We start from the raw sequence: 15,725 nt of genomic DNA, 5'->3' as shown, positions 1-15,725 counted from the left end.
CAAGCTGTGGCCCACCGCTTCGAACTCATCCCGATTGCACTCCAACGCGGCTGTGTAGAGATCGTAAATACGTTCTAAGGTTACTCCCTGGGCGTCTGGGCCGGCAAGGGGGTTGTGCCCTGTGCAGCTTGACGCGCCTCTTCATCTTGCTGCGCCTGTTCGGCCAGACGGCGGGCCCTGCGTCGGGCGGGTGTGCCACCGATGTACATCAGGATGCTGATGGGCAAGGCACCATAGAGCAGCAGCGTGATCACGGCGCCCAGCACGGTGCCTTGCGGGCTGACGGCTTCAACCACGGCCATCATCAGCACTACATAGAGCCAGCCAATCAAAAGCAGATACATGCTCGGAATTTACCCGAAGTAGGCGCGTGTCGGGGCTTTGGAGGCGGATTTTGGGCCTAAGATGGTGTCGAAATTCATTTCATGGGCACACGGCCAACCAGGGAGACAGCGATGACGCAAGAGCAATTTTGGGGACCGGGAAGTGATCAGATGGCGCAGCTGTCACAGCTGGGCCAGCAATACGGGCAGATGTGGACGCAGGCGCTGCAAGGCCTGCAAAAGGGGATGCCCGCCATGAACGCCATGGGCGCGCCCACGGGCCTCTTCAACGGCCTGGCCCAGCCGCAGGCTGGCGGCGCGCCCGTCAGTCTGGATGCCGACAAGCTGCGGGCCATTCAGGAGCAATACGCCAAGGATGCCATGGCGCTGTGGACCGAAAGCGCCAAGGGCGTGGTGCCGGTGCCCAAGGACCGGCGGTTTGCAGGTGATGCCTGGCAGCACAACCCGATGGCCGCATTCACTGCTGCAAGCTATGCCCTCAACGCCAAGGCTTTGATGGACATGGTCGATGCCGTTCAGGGCGACGAAAAGACCCGCGCCCGTATCCGTTTTGGTGTGGAACAGTGGGTAGCGGCAACGGCGCCCAGCAATTTTCTGGCGCTGAACGCCGAAGCCCAGCAAAAAGCCATCGACACCAAAGGCCAGAGCATTGCCCAGGGCATTCAGAACATGCTGGCCGACATGCGCCAGGGCCATGTGTCGATGACCGATGAATCGCAGTTCGAGGTGGGCCGGAATGTGGCCACCAGCGAGGGTGCGGTGGTGTTCGAGAATGAGCTGTTCCAGTTGATCGAGTACAAGGCGCTGACCGCCCAGGTGTACGAGCGCCCCATGCTGTTTGTGCCGCCGTGCATCAACAAGTACTACATCCTTGACCTGCAGCCTGAGAACTCACTGATCCGCCATTCGGTGGAAAACGGCCACCGTACCTTTGTGGTGAGCTGGCGCAACCCCGACGAGAGCCTGGGCAGCAAGACCTGGGACGACTATATCGGCGATGCCGTCATCAAGGCCATCGAGGTGGTCAAGGACATTTCCGGCCAGGCGCAGATCAATGCGCTGGGTTTTTGCGTGGGCGGCACCATGCTCGTCAACGGTCTGGCGGTGCTGGCGGCACGGGGGGACAAATCGGTGGCCAGCGCCACCTTGCTCACCACCCTGGTGGATTTTTCCGACACCGGTGTGCTTGACGTGTTCATCGACGAGAACTTCGTCAAGTTTCGCGAACTGACCATGGGCAAGGGCGGTCTGATGGCCGGGCAGGATCTGGCATCGACCTTCAGCTTTCTGCGTCCCGTCGATCTGGTGTGGAACTACGTGGTGGGCAACTACCTCAAGGGCGAAACCCCGCCGCCGTTTGACCTGCTGTACTGGAACAGCGACTCCACCAACCTGCCAGGTCCTTACTACGCATGGTATCTGCGCAACTTCTATCTGGAGAACAAGCTGGTGCAGCCCGGCGCGCTCACGGTGTGTGGGGAGCCCCTCGATGTGAGCAAGATCAACATGCCGATCTATATCTATGGCTCGCGTGAAGACCATATCGTACCGATTGGCGCGGCCTATGCCAGCACTCAGGTGCTGGGCGGGAAGAAGCGTTTCGTGATGGGTGCCTCCGGCCACATTGCCGGTGTCATCAACCCGCCTGCCAAGAAAAAGCGCAGCCACTGGCTGCGTGAGGACGGCAAGTTCCCCTCTGGCATCGATGCATGGCTGCAGGGGGCGGATGAGCTGCCTGGCAGCTGGTGGACGGACTGGATGGACTGGCTTGCCAAAAGCAGCGGTAAAAAGGTGGCGGCGCCCAAGGCCTACGGCAAAGCCCGCACTGCCTACAAGGCGCTGGAGCCTGCGCCGGGCAGCTACGTCAAGGCCCGGGCCTGACTGCAGCGCGGCGGGCCCGCAAGCACCCCTTCGGGCCTGGCCTGCGCAGGGCTGCGTACCATTCGCATGCGGGTGCGAGGGCCGCTGGGCGGCGGGTATGTTGCAATGCAATAATGTGGGTGCTCCTGCAGGCAGGCAGCAACAGCGAGTATCGGATTTGATAGCTGAAAAGCTAAATATGACAGGCGCCAGCGCCAATTTTTAAAGGAAGAACCATGGAAGACATCGTCATCATTTCGGCCGTGCGTACGGCAGTCGGCAAGTTCGGTGGCTCGCTGGCCAAGGTGCCCGCAACGGACCTGGGGGCGACGGTAATCAAGGAAGCACTGGCGCGCGCCAAGGTGGGCGCAGACCAGGTCGATGAAGTCATCATGGGCCAGGTGCTGGCTGCTGGTGTGGGGCAGAACCCGGCGCGCCAGGCCATGATCAAGGCAGGCGTGGACAAGAAGACGCCTGCGCTGACCATCAACGCGGTGTGTGGCTCGGGTCTCAAGTCCGTCATGCTGGCTGCGCAGGCCATCAGCAATGGCGATGCCGATGTGGTGGTGGCTGGCGGCCAGGAAAACATGAGCCTGTCGCCCCATGTATTGAATGGATCGCGTGACGGCCAGCGCATGGGCGACTGGAAAATGACCGACACCATGATCGTCGATGGTCTGTGGGACGTGTACAACCAATACCACATGGGTATCACCGCCGAGAACGTGGCCAAGGAATTCCACATCGACCGTGAAAAGCAGGATGCCTTTGCACTGGCCAGCCAGCAAAAGGCAGCCGCTGCGCAGGACGCCGGCAACTTTGCAGAAGAAATCGTCACGGTCGCCATCCCGCAGCGCAAGGGCGACCCCATCGAGTTCAAGGCTGACGAATACATCAACCGCAAGACCAATGGAGATGCACTTGCGAGCCTCAAGCCAGCCTTTGACAAGGCCGGTTCGGTCACCGCAGGCAATGCATCGGGCCTGAACGACGGTGCTGCCGCACTGGTGGTGGCCAGCGCCAAGAAGGCCAAGGAACTGGGCGCAGTGCCGCTGGCACGCATTGCAGGCTTTGCAACCGTGGGGCTCGACCCCAAGATCATGGGCATGGGCCCGATGCACGCCGTGCGCAAGGTGCTGGCCAAGACCGGCTGGAAAGAGGGCGAGGTCGATCTGTTCGAACTCAACGAAGCCTTTGCGGCCCAAGCCTGCGCAGTAAACCAGGAACTGGGCCTGGACACGAGCAAGGTCAACGTCAATGGCGGTGCCATTGCCATCGGTCACCCCATCGGTGCGTCGGGCGCTCGTATTCTCGTGACCTTGCTGCATGAAATGAAGCGCCGCGGCTCCAAGCGCGGCATTGCCGGTCTGTGCATTGGCGGCGGCATGGGCGTGGCCCTGGCTGTGGAGCGCGTATAAGCGGACACGGCGCATACAAAGCTGTCATGCATCCATGGCAGCTTTGTGACTTTCTGCAATCAAAGCCTGCATTTCGATAGCCTTTAAAATGGCTCGAATTCAAAGGAAAAAAAGCGCGCTCCACGGAGCGCGTTTTTGTTGTTTGCGCATGACATTTACCCCAAAAAATGGCGCCAAATCGAGATTCTGAGCGCTTGGCGTAAACGAGGGTTTCGGTGCCTTATTTCTTGGTTAAAGTGGTAGTGCGCTATCAAACCACGCAATACCAAGGAGATATAAATGAGTCAAAAAGTGGCCTATGTAACTGGCGGTATGGGAGGCATTGGAACGGCCATTTGCCAACGCTTGCACAAAGACGGATTCAAGGTGATTGCGGGCTGTGGCCCCACGCGTGATTTCCAGAAGTGGCTGGACGAGCAAAAGGCGCTGGGTTACACCTTCTACGCATCGGTCGGCAATGTCGGCAGCTGGGAGTCCACGGTCGAGGCGTTTGCCAAGACCAAGGCGGAGCACGGCACGGTCGATGTGCTGGTGAACAACGCCGGTATCACCCGCGACCGCATGTTCATCAAGATGACACCCGATGACTGGCAGGCAGTGATCGAAACCAACCTGAACTCCATGTTCAACGTGACCAAGCAAGTCGTTGCCGACATGGTGGAAAAGGGCTGGGGCCGCATCGTCAATATCAGCTCGGTCAATGGCGCCAAGGGGCAAGCCGGGCAGACCAACTACTCGGCTGCCAAGGCCGGGATGCACGGCTTCTCGATGGCGCTGGCGCAGGAGCTGGCAGGCAAGGGCGTCACGGTCAACACCGTCAGCCCGGGCTATATCGGCACCGACATGGTCAAGGCCATCCGCCCCGATGTGCTGGAAAAGATCGTTGGCACCATTCCCATGAAGCGTCTGGGCGAGCCCCAGGAAATTGCCGCCATCATTGCCTGGCTGGCGTCAGAAGATGGCGGCTATGCCACGGGCGCCGAGTTCTCGGTGAACGGTGGCCTGCATACTCACTAAGCTTCTTCGCAGGCAAAGAAAAACGCGCCATTCGGCGCGTTTTCTGTTTTCGATTCTGGAGCGGGTGATGGGAATGTAATTTCCTTTTTTTGTATTTGTTTTAATTGGGATTTTTTAATTTTTACTTCGAACATCCCCCCAGATCTACCCCCTACAAATTTTGATACCACCCGGTACGGACGGGCATCTTTTGGGGAGTTAGAGATACTTCCACTACGCTGTCGTAGATATGCGACAGGAACGGACTGGTTGTAAGAATTCGTCCTACCTGGGCGCTGTTTGTCGCAAGGTGGCGGTTAGGGGAGAGCATTAGCCCATTACTGCTTAGCGCAAATCCTGACACTTTAGGAGAAGTTTGCACTTTTACCCGGTCTCGACCCTCTGCCAGTCCTGTGCGTCAATCGCTGGCGTAATATCGTATAGGCACGGTGCAGAGATGAGTCGCCGCCCCCCTACGTCAGCAGTCGGCGGCCTATAAAGGAAATGCCCCGTTCATTTGCACATCCACTAGGGGCAGGGGTGACCTTGTTTTCCCCCACATCGGAGGAAGTGCGTACCCCCTACCCCGTTTAACCAGAACGCCATACTATCGAAAATTCCGCTGCTTTGGTGGGCGTACGATGCACGGTTTGTCTGGGTTTTGGAACTGCTCGCCAGTTCCGAGTTGAGCTTATTATCGGGCGCTTGCGGTTAATGCGTATTCCAGTAAAACCCACCACCTGTTCCAGTTCAAACCCGCCACTCATTCCAATCCAAAGTAGGCCACTCGTTCCAATCAAAACCCGCCACTAATGGGCGGGTGTAGCTCATGGGGGCTGATGCTCTCTTCATAGCTATTAACTACGCTAACAGCGAAGCTTGGCGTAACGGCAATACGTCAGCATTCGGTACTCTGAACGACTGACCGAAGCGTGCATCGAGCCGTCCGAGGGTAGCTGTAGATGGTTTCGTGTGACACGCGCCTCGCTAGCAGCGAACCCCGCTTGACACGCTCAGGCAGCCGGGCGGCCGTTTCCAGAATGTCGCGGATTTCGGCCTCAGTGCTGCGGCCATGATGGGCGGCACACACGCGCAGGGCGCGATGCAGCGCATCAGGAACGCCCAGGATCCGCCAGCTACAAGGAATTGAATTGGCGAAGCGTGAGGGCAAATATCTCAGCCGACCAGCAGGCACGGACATGCATGAACGCATCGTGGCTCTGCGCACCAAAGGCTACAGCATCGCTGAAGCAGCAATGCTGGCCAGGTGCAGCGCAAGTCAGCTCAAACGCGTGTGGTCTATTCATCAGATTGCTAAAAACCAGAACCAATAGTGGACTGCAGGAGCTCGGCGTTGCAGTAGCAGTCCGTGTGTGCGCACGACCGGATAGATCCTCATGCATGTTTTGATACTATTTTGTATGGGGTTAATCCCTATAGATTGAAAAATATCAAACTGGTAAAAAATTGATAAATATAATAAATTGACAAGCCTGTGCGTTTTAGCTGCAGAAGAGCTTGCATCTTAAAGATGACTCATGAAAACAATATATTAATTTGTAAAAACTCATGAGATTGTGTATTTGATATTTTTATTAAATTTACTTGAAATGGACTTATCATTTTATGATTAAGTCCCTTTTGAAAGGTATTGAAATGAGACTTTTCTTGAAAACATCTTTACTTGCAATCGCAATCTTTGCATCAGTGTCGGCGACAGCGCAACGCGCTTTTACGCCACAGGCGGGCACCTGGATAATAACAGAAGAGTTAAATGGAAGGCCTGGCAGAGGAATATCTTTGGATGTGCAAGAAAATATGATGTACTTGCAATTATTTGGATATTTAAATGATGGCCAAGCAACATTCTATAGTGCTCTGGGTGAGCTAAAAGATACCACGTTCAATAGTCAGATATATTCATATCAGGATGGTCCTTACTTTGGAGGGCCTGCAAAGAGTGGAAAAGTAGATAAACCAGTTGGCGATATTCAATTAAAGTTCAATGACGGAATAAGCGGAACAATAAAGCTGCCAGGCGAGGCAGAGAAAAAAATCCAAAGATTTCAATTTAATGCACCAGATCCTTTATATGCAATTGAGGGCAAGCTAAATGCCAGCTTTTTTCCTTTCGAGGACAATAAACCTGCTGGAGAGCACTGGTTTGTTCAGTTTAATTTACCCAGCAGTAGTACGAATGGGTACATAAGCGTTGGCTTGAATAGCCAAATCGATATTGGTGGAAGCTGCGAGCAAATAGATGAGATGGGTGACTATTTTTGCAGTGGAAAAATAATGGATAGAGTGTCAAACAAAATCATTGGCAATGGTGAGATTGAATTTAAAAGAACTGCAGGACAATATTCAGGTGTATTGAAAACAAATATAGAAGGTAACAAAATTTATAATTTTAAAGGTTTTGACAATGCTATTGTTGGAGCGCAAGGTTTCAGAAGAGCATATGTCAATGATGTGCAAGAGCTTGCTGGAATTGATGGGACTAGTTCGTCTGGATTAATGCCTGCAAACGGCATATGGGCTGTAATTGACGAGCTTAATGGGTTGCCTGGTAGAGGTATCTCCTTAGATGTTCAAGATGGTCTAGCTGTAATTCAGATATACAATTATCTTGAGAATGGAGCCTCTACTTTTCATATGGGCTCCGAGCTGTATAGAGGACGAGGTACTAGTATTGCCATTAATAGGTATCAAAATGGGATTTATTTCGGTGGACCTCCGCAAGAAGCTCAATTTTTAGAGTCCGCAGGCTTTGCTCGTATAGCAATTCAGAATTCTGATAGCGCACAATATAATATTGATTATGGATTTATTGAATTTCCCAAGGAGAGTGGGAAATTAATCAAAAGAATTAATTTGAACCCTGACTCAAACACTCTGAATGGTTTGCGCGGGTACTGGTATTTTTCAAGCGTTCAAAAAGTATACAAGCTGGAAAACATCTCCAATAATAGAATATCTGATTCTAAAGGCGAAATTTTTTGCGAATTTAGTGACGTTTTAAATAAAAAAATTAGATGCACCACCTCTGCTGCCGAAGAGATAAATTTCACCAGCAATATTAACGGCGCAAGTAGAAATGCTAGAAGACTTACAGATTCGTTAGGTAATGTGCTAGGTATATAGAACTTTAAATAAAGAAGCATATGAATAAAGAACTCATATTGGCAATGATTTTTAGTTGCTGTCTTGAAAGTGCTTATGCGGGAAAATATAGGCCTGAAAATGCAGAGCCACTATCCATCATATACGCGCAAGCACCCGTTGAATCCAAGCCATTCAATTCTGATTCTCGCGCTCCTTCGCAAACTCTATATCGCATTGAACTCAATACTCTCTATGCATTTGATGTTGCGAAAGACTTGAATCTTTCTGACAATCTTTATAACTATGAGGTCAAGAACGGCAAGGAAGATTCTGGAAGGGTAAATATTCCTCAGGTATTTCAGGATATAATCGAAGTTGCATTGAAGGGCAGCGGAATTTTCGTCAATGCATATGAGTCCTTATTGAACCCAGCTTTCAGTGCGTGGTTAACAGATGCTCAAGCTGAAAAATTACGATATGATGAAAAGATAAGTGAAATTCGACAAGTGGAAGGAAAAGATAGAGCCGTCTTTTCTGGTAAAAGTGAATTTTCTTCATTGTCAACCAAGGCAGTCCCTGTTGGTTGGCCATCAACTTATGTAAATACAACAACTGCCTTCTCCGGAAATAGAGTCTACATTGTAGATGGCGGCACATCTGGAGCTCACCCCGCGCTAACTGCAGACGTGAATTTCACAGAGTATGCGAATCCGATGGGTAATCCTCACTATCCAAGTATTTTTGAGCGCTATCACACACCTCACATTCTTTCTGTTGTTGGTGGCAGGGGAAATGTTGTGCGAGGAATCAATCCCGGTCAAAATGTAAAGCTCTATAATAAAGATTTCAATAATATTGATTGGGATCCGTCCACTGCTACATCTACACAAGATAAGATTTTTTGGGCATTGCAACTTGCAGCTCGAAATTCAGAGGATTCTTCTGAATTTTCTTCATTGGCGCTTTCATCAAATCAGGCAATCTTCGACTATCAGAGCACTGTAGAAAAAAATCAGTCAGCATTGCTTGCAACGAATCTTTGGGGCTGGACTTTACGGCAAGCTTCTAATAGATTTTTTATCACTAATTCGTCTGGTAATTACGATCAGAACGCATGTTATACCGCGTATACATACAATAATCAATTCGGCAATACCGCGCAGATCAATGATGGAATCATGGTGGTGAGTGGTATTGATGCAACTGGAAATGTTTTCTTATCTGGAACCAATGATATTCCAGGAGTGCCTGCAAGCGACTCCGCAGTGTCAAGGCCGACTTGGGGAGAGTGTATCGAGGTCTGGGCACCCGCTAAGGATATTCCTGGTATCAGTTATAGTACCGGAGCTCAACGCCTTTCCACTGGAACATCTTATGCTGCGCCAATTGTGGCAGCAATAGCATCTCGATATGGTAACTCCTCTACACGGCCAATCCAACGAGAACAATTTATTAGAGAAAATATGGTTGCGACTGGGTACTATGATCATGGTTTTGCTATAAAAGCCGCAAAATATTCGTCCAATAGTAGCTCTGTTCCTTATTATTTAAATCCTTTAAGCATTTACGCACCTGGCACTTCTGCTAATTTGAAATCTATTCTAAGCAATGGGAAATTCTACCCTCCAACAAACGGAGGTGCCTGGTTTTATAGCAACAACAGTAATCAGGTTCGATTAATTGTTGATATGGGATCGAATAATAATATAGTATCTGGGGTAAGAATAACGCCAGTAACAGGCTCCAACAATAAGACCGGGACACTTACCGTTACGGCGAGCAATGATCCGAATAGTTTTATAGGTGGTCTTGCCATGTATGAAGCGCACGTCTCCAACCTGGCTCCTATTTATTATTCTGTGCAAAATTCCAATGCGAGATATTTTCAAATAGCTTTCTCTTCTGATGATTCAAATTTAGGAATATCCGAAATCGAGATGTATGGAAAATAGTTCGTGAATATTCAACGCCTTTAAAGAGTATGAAATTTTTTTCAAAAAAGCTTTTTGCATAACTCTGTGGCGTTGTTGTATAAATCCCGGTTCCAGCTGCGGTAGGCTCAGGAGATGAGTGAGACGAGCTGGGGGCGGGGTGAGTACTGCACAACGAGGTGGAAGACATACAACGCAGCGTTGAAGGCGCGAGGGGATTTGACTATCTGGCTCGATAGGGACACGTAGTGGCTGGCCGCCTAGCGGCAAACGCGGGCGTAGCTACACGTTCTCAGATGCAGCCATCCAGTTCTATCTGACCAGGCCACGTCAGAAGGCGCATGGCAAGCGCTTCCTAGAAGGCAGTACATGGTGACGAAAGCAGTTGGATGGGTCGTTGCCCTGTTTCCAAGACAGTTTCAGAGCGGACGGCGGGCCTGTTCGTTGATGCTTTCGATTAAATCGAGCCTGTCAGAATTTCTGTGTGCGAAGCGTTTGCACAAGGTAGTGACACATTGAAGCCACTTCTAAATTCTAGCGTCCAGTTGTTGTAAATCGCTCTTCAAACAACATCGCAAACTGGTTCGTCGCCGCTTTCCAGTGCGGTGCGGCTCTGGCCCAGTCGGCCGTGATGTTGCGCAGCGCCAGCCAGATCAGCTTGGTCGCAGCATCATCACTCGGGAAGTGTCCACGCGTCTTGATGATCTTTCGAAGCTGCGCATTCACGCTCTCAATGGCGTTGGTCTTGTAGATCACGCGCCGGATCTCGGGTAGGAACGCGAAGAACGGAATCACCCGGTCCCAAGCCCTGCGCCAGGCTGCGGCGACCGTGGGGAACTTCTGCCTCCAGGGCCCTGATTCAAACGCCTGCAGAGTCTCCTGTGCGGCTTCTGCAGTCACTGCCGTGTAGATCGGCTTGATCGCCGCTGCAAGCGCTTTGCGTTCCTTCCAGCTGGCATAGTCCAGTGAGTTGCGGATCAGGTGCACGATGCAGGTCTGTAGCGTCGTTGCCGGGGGCTTTGTTGCACTACAGAGACTTCCCATAAAAGAAAACGCTGATGGTTTTCTTTTTGATAGACCTGAATGCCGTGGTGTTCAAGAGGCGTAAAACGAGGAACAGACTGCACATCTACAGACGGGGTTGTGCACCTGGTGTGCGCCCCAAGAAACAAACCGCGCAGCAGGGCCCCTTTCAAATCCCGTGATGTCTTGCGACTCACAGTGCAACAATCGAGCTTGCCTGCTGCTGGTCTGACCTGTTCATTGCATCTTTGATTTCACGTCTGGCAAGTTCAGAGAATTTTTAAGCCAAGACCGCTAATGGTGTTGATTTCCACGCAGAAATGACCCAGTAGCCCCCGGGAGGGGATGCGGACGAAAACTTGGACTACCAGGAGGTAGTTCATGTATTCCTACGAAGATCGAATCCGAGCCGTTGAGCTCTACATCAAGCTGGGCAAGCGCGTCAGGCCCACCATCCGGCAGCTGGGCTATCCGACGAAGAATTCTTTGAAGGGTTGGTACAACGAGTACCAACTCAAGCTCGACTTGTCCGCTGGCTACGCAGGCCGTGAACCGAAGTTCTCGCAGGCGCAGAAGGCCGCAGCCATCGAGCACTACCTCACCCATGACCGATGCATCGCGGCCACCATGAGGGCGCTGGGCTACCCCGGTCGTGGAACGCTTACCAAATGGGTGCGTGAGGCATTCCCTGAGGCCAGAAGGGCTCTGGTTAGCAGTGTGGGTCAACGAAGGTATCCCGAGAGCTTGAAGCAAGCGGGAGTCATGGAGCTTTGCACTCGGCAGCAAAGTGCGCAAACAGTGGCTGATAAGTTCGGCGTATGCCGGCCAACGTTGTACAACTGGAAGAACCAGCTGCTGGGACGTGAGGCACCCGCATCAATGAAACACACCGATCAATCACCGCAGGAGCGAGAGCGCGAAGAACTCGAGCGCCAGGTTGAGATACTGCGCCGCGAAGTCAGGCAACTGCGCCTTGAGCAGGACCTCTTGAACAAGGCCAATGAACTGTTAAAAAAAGGTCTGGGCGTCGATCTGCAGCTCCTGTCCAACCGGGAGAAGACACTGCTGATTGACGCCCTCAAGGAGCACTACCGCCTGCCAGAGCTCCTCGCACAGTTGGGTCTTGCACGCAGCTCGTACTTCTACCATCGGTCCCGCACAGTGGTCGGCGACAAGTACCTTGTGGTGCGCCAGTCCCTTACCGAGATCTTTGAGTCCAACCACCGCTGCTACGGCTACCGCAGGCTGCAAGCCTCTCTGGCCAGAGAGCAAGGCCCGATCTCCGAGAAAGTGGTGCAGCGGCTGATGAAGCAAGAGAATCTGGTCGTCGCAAAGCCCAAGCGGCGCAGGTTCGCGTCCTACCTCGGCGAGATCAGCCCGGCACCAGATAACATCATCAACCGTGACTTCCAGGCGGCCACCCCAAATGAAAAGTGGCTCACGGACATTACAGAATTCCAGATCCCAGCAGGCAAGGTGTACCTGTCACCCATCATCGATTGCTTCGACGGCATGGTGGTGAGCTGGACCATTGGAACGAGCCCGGACGCAGAGCTGGTCAACTCAATGCTGGATGCAGCTATTGAGACAGTGGCAGACACAAGCGATCGTCCAGTGGTCCACTCTGATCGTGGTGGCCACTACCGTTGGCCAGGCTGGCTCTCTAGGATGAGCGAGGCGAACCTCACCCGCTCGATGTCTCGCAAGGCCTGCTCTCCTGACAACGCGGCTTGCGAAGGCTTCTTCGGCCGCCTCAAGAACGAGTTGTTCTATCCTCGGGACTGGAAGGGCACGACCATCGAGCAGTTCATTGAGGTGGTCGACTCGTACATCCGCTGGTACAACGAGAAGCGGATCAAGATATCCCTTGGCTCTCTCAGCCCTGTTGAATACCGGGCGAGCCTTGGACTTGCGGCGTAAACCAGTCCAAGTTTTTATCCGCATCCCCGGTGGGTCAGGTTTGCGTGGAAATCAACAGTTTGGTCTTAGGCTTTGCGTTCTGAACCGTAGAAGGGGAGAGCATGGGGGTCTGCATGGGGGGCTTTCGAAGGGCTTCCCTCGATCACTTTTGAAGATGCCCTCAAAGATACCCCCATGCTTGGGGTATGTCTATATCATCCAAGGTGCGTAGATGCACGTACTAAAAACAATAAAGCCCACTATTCGTGGGCTTGAGAGAGGTTCAGAGATTTCTGGATATGCTTTTTTGGAGCGGGTGATGGGAATCGAACCCACGTTATTTGCTTGGGAAGCAAGAGTCCTACCATTGAACGACACCCGCGTCTGCATGCCTTGAAAAGCAACATCACGGCATGCGGGGGAGATTCTACATTGCAATTCGATCCGCGAGTGGCGAAGTTACTGAAAGTGGGGTGGCGGCCTATTGGCCATTCCAAAGGCGCAGGCTTCCAGGCTTATGCTCTGCTGCAAGAGCAGTCCTGAGGATAGAACATCCCATTTCTCGGAGAAACCGATGGCAAAAAAGACACCTGAGCAGAAAGCCGCAGAGCAAAAGCGTTACATCGCCGCATGTGGTGCAGCAAGCACTGCAGAGCTGGAGCCATTTCTGACTGATCCTAACCAGGCAATTCGGGCCACTGCAGCGATGAATCCGGATGCCGATGCAGACATTCTGGACCGCTTCGCCAATGACAAATTCTGGGGTGTGCGTGTGGAAGTGATCCGCAATACCAATGTTGGCAAGCACACTCTTTTTCGGTTGCTGGAAAAGGACACCAGCAAACGCGGCGTGGTGCACCATGAGGCGCGTGCGAAGCTGGAACAGCTTGGCGTGGCCTTTGGTGTGGACGGAATGCCATCTGATTCTGGCGAAGCGTAGGCGTCTAGGCGCGGTTCAGGCGCGCGCGGGCAAAATCTTCACAGCCGACCCGGCACAATGGAAAAGCGAGGCTCGGGGTGGATGTGATGCGGCATGCAAGTCAGCGGCTTCTTGAAATCTCTCCGCTCATGTATTGATGCAGATCGCGAAGGTCCTTGTTTCTCCAATTGAACGGCGCGAGCTTCACTCCGTTCTCCTGCAATGTTCTAGGGATCAAATCGCCATTGGGGCGAAGCACCACGGATGAAACAATGACGCCGGGGTAGTCGTTGAGCCGTTTTTTGAACGCGGGGGGTGTCAGGTCAGGGGTTGGAGGCGTGCTCTTCCTGGCCAGCGCGCCTGTTCCTTTCAAATCGGTACCGTGGCACATGGCGCAGCGCTGAAGGTATATGGTTTTCCCATTGACGTTGTCGGCGAGCGATGGAGTTGGTCGAACCAGAGAGAACAAGGCAAGTGAGGCAATGAGAAATTTTTTCATTTTTATGCCAATTTGTTGATGAGCCGATGATGTGTCTGGAAAGAGCTTCCCCTGTGCCATGGCGGCACGGAGAGGTTCTATTTTTTTGGGGATGGTGGAATTTACAGCCTTGTCGGGATGGGAGCCCCAGCATTTGCTGCAATCTCTCACCGTTGATTTAGGCCTTCATCACCAGGTGGCCGTGTCGGCTGTCTTTGCCGACAGAGGTGTGGAATTTGTCAGCGTGAGTGTGCCATCAAATGCAGCGCGAGTGCATGGAATGCTGGCAGGGACGTGGGATCGTTGGCCGCATTTCCGGCGACGGGGTGTGATCCATACCGGGCGATGACCATTTCCGCCTTGGGGTCGACATAGATCGTTTGGCCGTGTACGCCACGCGCGGCAAAGGCGCCGTGTTCATTGTGCGTGATCCACCACATGTTGCGGTAAGTCCAGCCATGGAGGAGTTGGTAGCCAGCTTTCGCGAAGTCTGAGGGTTTTCCACCTTTGCGAATGTCTTCGATAGCTGCCGCCTGGACGATCTGTCTGCCGTTGTAGAAGCCATTGTTGCGAATCATTTCGCCAAAGCGGGCGAGGTCGCGCAGGCCCGTATTGAGGCCGCCGCCTGCAAAAGGCGTTCCGATGGAGTCGACGGACATATAAGCATCTTGCTCTGCACCCAACTGGCTCCAGATGCGGTCTGACAATAGCCGTGCTACGGACTGTCCGGTAACCCGCGCAATGATCCAGCCAAGGGCATCGGTATTGGCCGTACGGTAGCCGAATGCTTCACCGTGCAAGCCTTGCGGTTTCACTGTTCTCAGAAATTCGTAGTAGGTGCGCGGACCGGTAAAGTCCTTGGGTTTGGGCAGCGGGTTGCCGGCTGCCGCATGGGCCCAGACCTCAGCGTTGGGGTCAGCGTAGTCTTCGCTGAACTGGATGCCAGTGGTCATGTCCATGATCTGGCGCACGGTTGCGCTACCAAAAGCCGAAGAGGCGAGTTCCGGTACATATTCCGCCACTTTGCGCGCTGGATCCAACCGCCCCTCGGCAACGAGCATGGTCGCCAGTGTTCCCACGAAGGACTTTGTTACTGACATTGCCCCATGCTGACCATCTGGCTGGAGGGCGCCAAAATAGCGCTCATAGACGATGCGGCCTTGGTGCAGCACCACGATGCCATCGGTGTAGTTGGCTTGCAGCGATTCGCTCCAGGTCATCTTCTCGCCGGAGTCAAGGCGCTTGAACTCCAGTCGGTCAATGTCTTCGCGCAATGCCCGTGATAGCGACGTTGCGGGACCGAGACCACGCGAGACGTTCACTGTGGGCATCAGTTCGCGAAAGTGCGAGACACTCCAGCGCATGGCGGGAAAGCGGAAATACGAGCCATCATCAAACCGCAGAATGCGATCTGCAGGGGGAGGGGAGCCCGCCATCCATCCCAGCTTGACAGGGTCGCTGGCTGCGGCATCAGGGTACTGCTGGTGCGGCGCCTTGTCCGCCGCGAGCGCATGACTGGCAAGCAAAAGGGATGCGGCAATCAGGCTTGCCACGCGATTCAGCCATTGGTGAGGTGTCATGTCCTGGGTCCATGGGGTGTATCAAATAGCCGAAGCCTGAACAGCTCGGGAGAGCCAGGTTCGCCGCATCGTGCGGTGAGCGTGTCACCAGCCAGAACACCGGTGATCTGGCAGATGGCAAATACTCAAAGCACGGTCCATTCTCCTCCGCTGAGCCATTGCAGAGGGGAAT

11 protein-coding genes, 1 tRNA gene and 3 pseudogenes are annotated in these 15,725 nt (G+C 53.1%); 9 read left to right on the top strand and 6 right to left on the bottom strand.

Going from position 1 to position 15,725, the window contains the following annotated elements:
- Positions 1–80 precede the first annotated feature (80 nt).
- On the bottom strand, positions 81–344 hold the full coding sequence (locus LAD35_RS10275) for a hypothetical protein (protein ID WP_224148992.1): 264 nt from the start codon (positions 342–344) through the stop codon (positions 81–83).
- A gap of 111 nt (positions 345–455) precedes the next feature.
- Between LAD35_RS10275 and LAD35_RS10270 the strand changes: the two genes are divergently transcribed.
- The 3 genes from LAD35_RS10270 (at position 456) to phbB (ending at position 4,639) form a co-directional block, all read left to right on the top strand.
- Positions 456–2,225 (top strand): PHA/PHB synthase family protein, encoded by a 1,770-nt coding sequence (locus LAD35_RS10270; RefSeq protein ID WP_396022744.1) that lies wholly within the window; start codon positions 456–458, stop codon positions 2,223–2,225.
- A 215-nt stretch (positions 2,226–2,440) separates the two neighbouring features.
- Positions 2,441–3,622, top strand: coding sequence for an acetyl-CoA C-acetyltransferase (locus tag LAD35_RS10265; protein ID WP_224148991.1), 1,182 nt, complete (start codon positions 2,441–2,443; stop codon positions 3,620–3,622).
- Between the two features lie 279 nt (positions 3,623–3,901).
- Positions 3,902–4,639, top strand: a complete 738-nt coding sequence (phbB, locus tag LAD35_RS10260; RefSeq protein WP_224148990.1) for an acetoacetyl-CoA reductase — start codon at positions 3,902–3,904, stop codon at positions 4,637–4,639.
- A 964-nt stretch (positions 4,640–5,603) separates the two neighbouring features.
- Here the strand turns inward: phbB and LAD35_RS10255 are convergent.
- A pseudogene (locus LAD35_RS10255) lies at positions 5,604–5,747 on the bottom strand (FitA-like ribbon-helix-helix domain-containing protein); the annotation flags it as partial.
- Positions 5,748–5,817: 70 nt separating this feature from the next.
- Here LAD35_RS10255 and LAD35_RS22285 point away from each other — a divergent pair.
- From LAD35_RS22285 to LAD35_RS10240, 4 genes and pseudogenes are all read left to right on the top strand, one after another.
- Positions 5,818–5,952 carry a hypothetical protein gene (locus tag LAD35_RS22285; protein ID WP_263434649.1) on the top strand — a complete coding sequence of 45 codons (135 nt, stop codon included), beginning with the start codon at positions 5,818–5,820 and terminating at the stop codon, positions 5,950–5,952.
- A 292-nt stretch (positions 5,953–6,244) separates the two neighbouring features.
- Positions 6,245–7,762, top strand: a complete 1,518-nt coding sequence (locus LAD35_RS10250) for a hypothetical protein (protein ID WP_224148989.1) — start codon at positions 6,245–6,247, stop codon at positions 7,760–7,762.
- 20 nt (positions 7,763–7,782) lie between these two features.
- A complete protein-coding gene (locus LAD35_RS10245) occupies positions 7,783–9,675 on the top strand; it encodes a S8/S53 family peptidase (RefSeq protein WP_224148988.1) in 1,893 nt (630 codons plus the stop codon).
- 114 nt (positions 9,676–9,789) lie between these two features.
- Positions 9,790–9,976 (top strand): annotated as a pseudogene (locus tag LAD35_RS10240) (transposase); the annotation flags it as partial.
- Between the two features lie 212 nt (positions 9,977–10,188).
- Here the strand turns inward: LAD35_RS10240 and LAD35_RS10235 are convergent.
- Positions 10,189–10,668 (bottom strand): annotated as a pseudogene (locus LAD35_RS10235) (transposase); the annotation flags it as partial.
- A 390-nt stretch (positions 10,669–11,058) separates the two neighbouring features.
- Between LAD35_RS10235 and LAD35_RS10230 the strand changes: the two are divergent.
- Positions 11,059–12,597, top strand: coding sequence for an IS3 family transposase (locus tag LAD35_RS10230; RefSeq protein ID WP_224148987.1), 1,539 nt, complete (start codon positions 11,059–11,061; stop codon positions 12,595–12,597).
- Between the two features lie 287 nt (positions 12,598–12,884).
- Here the strand turns inward: LAD35_RS10230 and LAD35_RS10225 are convergent.
- Positions 12,885–12,958: transfer RNA gene (locus tag LAD35_RS10225), tRNA-Gly, on the bottom strand.
- Positions 12,959–13,060: 102 nt separating this feature from the next.
- Between LAD35_RS10225 and LAD35_RS10220 the strand changes: the two genes are divergently transcribed.
- Positions 13,061–13,516 carry a hypothetical protein gene (locus LAD35_RS10220; RefSeq protein ID WP_224148986.1) on the top strand — a complete coding sequence of 152 codons (456 nt, stop codon included), beginning with the start codon at positions 13,061–13,063 and terminating at the stop codon, positions 13,514–13,516.
- Positions 13,517–13,616: 100 nt separating this feature from the next.
- Here LAD35_RS10220 and LAD35_RS10215 read toward each other — a convergent pair whose 3' ends face one another.
- A complete protein-coding gene (locus LAD35_RS10215; protein ID WP_224152644.1) occupies positions 13,617–13,994 on the bottom strand; it encodes a c-type cytochrome in 378 nt (125 codons plus the stop codon).
- Between the two features lie 218 nt (positions 13,995–14,212).
- A complete protein-coding gene (locus LAD35_RS10210) occupies positions 14,213–15,553 on the bottom strand; it encodes a serine hydrolase domain-containing protein (RefSeq protein ID WP_396022743.1) in 1,341 nt (446 codons plus the stop codon).
- Between the last annotated feature and the right edge of the window lie 172 nt (positions 15,554–15,725).

Source organism: Comamonas odontotermitis (assembly GCF_020080045.1).
GTDB classification, from domain to species: Bacteria; Pseudomonadota; Gammaproteobacteria; order Burkholderiales; family Burkholderiaceae_C; genus Comamonas; species Comamonas odontotermitis.
Note: the sequence above shows the minus strand (reverse complement) of the source record. Positions and strands in the feature narration are given on the sequence as shown.

What these genes read in the sequence shown, in the direction of transcription:
- LAD35_RS10275 (WP_224148992.1), bottom strand. Translation starts at nt 344, where the DNA reads ATGTATCTGCTTTTGATTGGCTGGCTCTATGTAGTGCTGATGATGGCC.
- LAD35_RS10270 (WP_396022744.1), top strand. Translation starts at nt 456, where the DNA reads ATGACGCAAGAGCAATTTTGGGGACCGGGAAGTGATCAGATGGCGCAG.
- LAD35_RS10265 (WP_224148991.1), top strand. Translation starts at nt 2,441, where the DNA reads ATGGAAGACATCGTCATCATTTCGGCCGTGCGTACGGCAGTCGGCAAG.
- phbB (WP_224148990.1), top strand. Translation starts at nt 3,902, where the DNA reads ATGAGTCAAAAAGTGGCCTATGTAACTGGCGGTATGGGAGGCATTGGA.
- LAD35_RS22285 (WP_263434649.1), top strand. Translation starts at nt 5,818, where the DNA reads ATGCATGAACGCATCGTGGCTCTGCGCACCAAAGGCTACAGCATCGCT.
- LAD35_RS10250 (WP_224148989.1), top strand. Translation starts at nt 6,245, where the DNA reads ATGATTAAGTCCCTTTTGAAAGGTATTGAAATGAGACTTTTCTTGAAA.
- LAD35_RS10245 (WP_224148988.1), top strand. Translation starts at nt 7,783, where the DNA reads ATGAATAAAGAACTCATATTGGCAATGATTTTTAGTTGCTGTCTTGAA.
- LAD35_RS10230 (WP_224148987.1), top strand. Translation starts at nt 11,059, where the DNA reads ATGTATTCCTACGAAGATCGAATCCGAGCCGTTGAGCTCTACATCAAG.
- LAD35_RS10215 (WP_224152644.1), bottom strand. Translation starts at nt 13,994, where the DNA reads ATGAAAAAATTTCTCATTGCCTCACTTGCCTTGTTCTCTCTGGTTCGA.
- LAD35_RS10210 (WP_396022743.1), bottom strand. Translation starts at nt 15,553, where the DNA reads ATGACACCTCACCAATGGCTGAATCGCGTGGCAAGCCTGATTGCCGCA.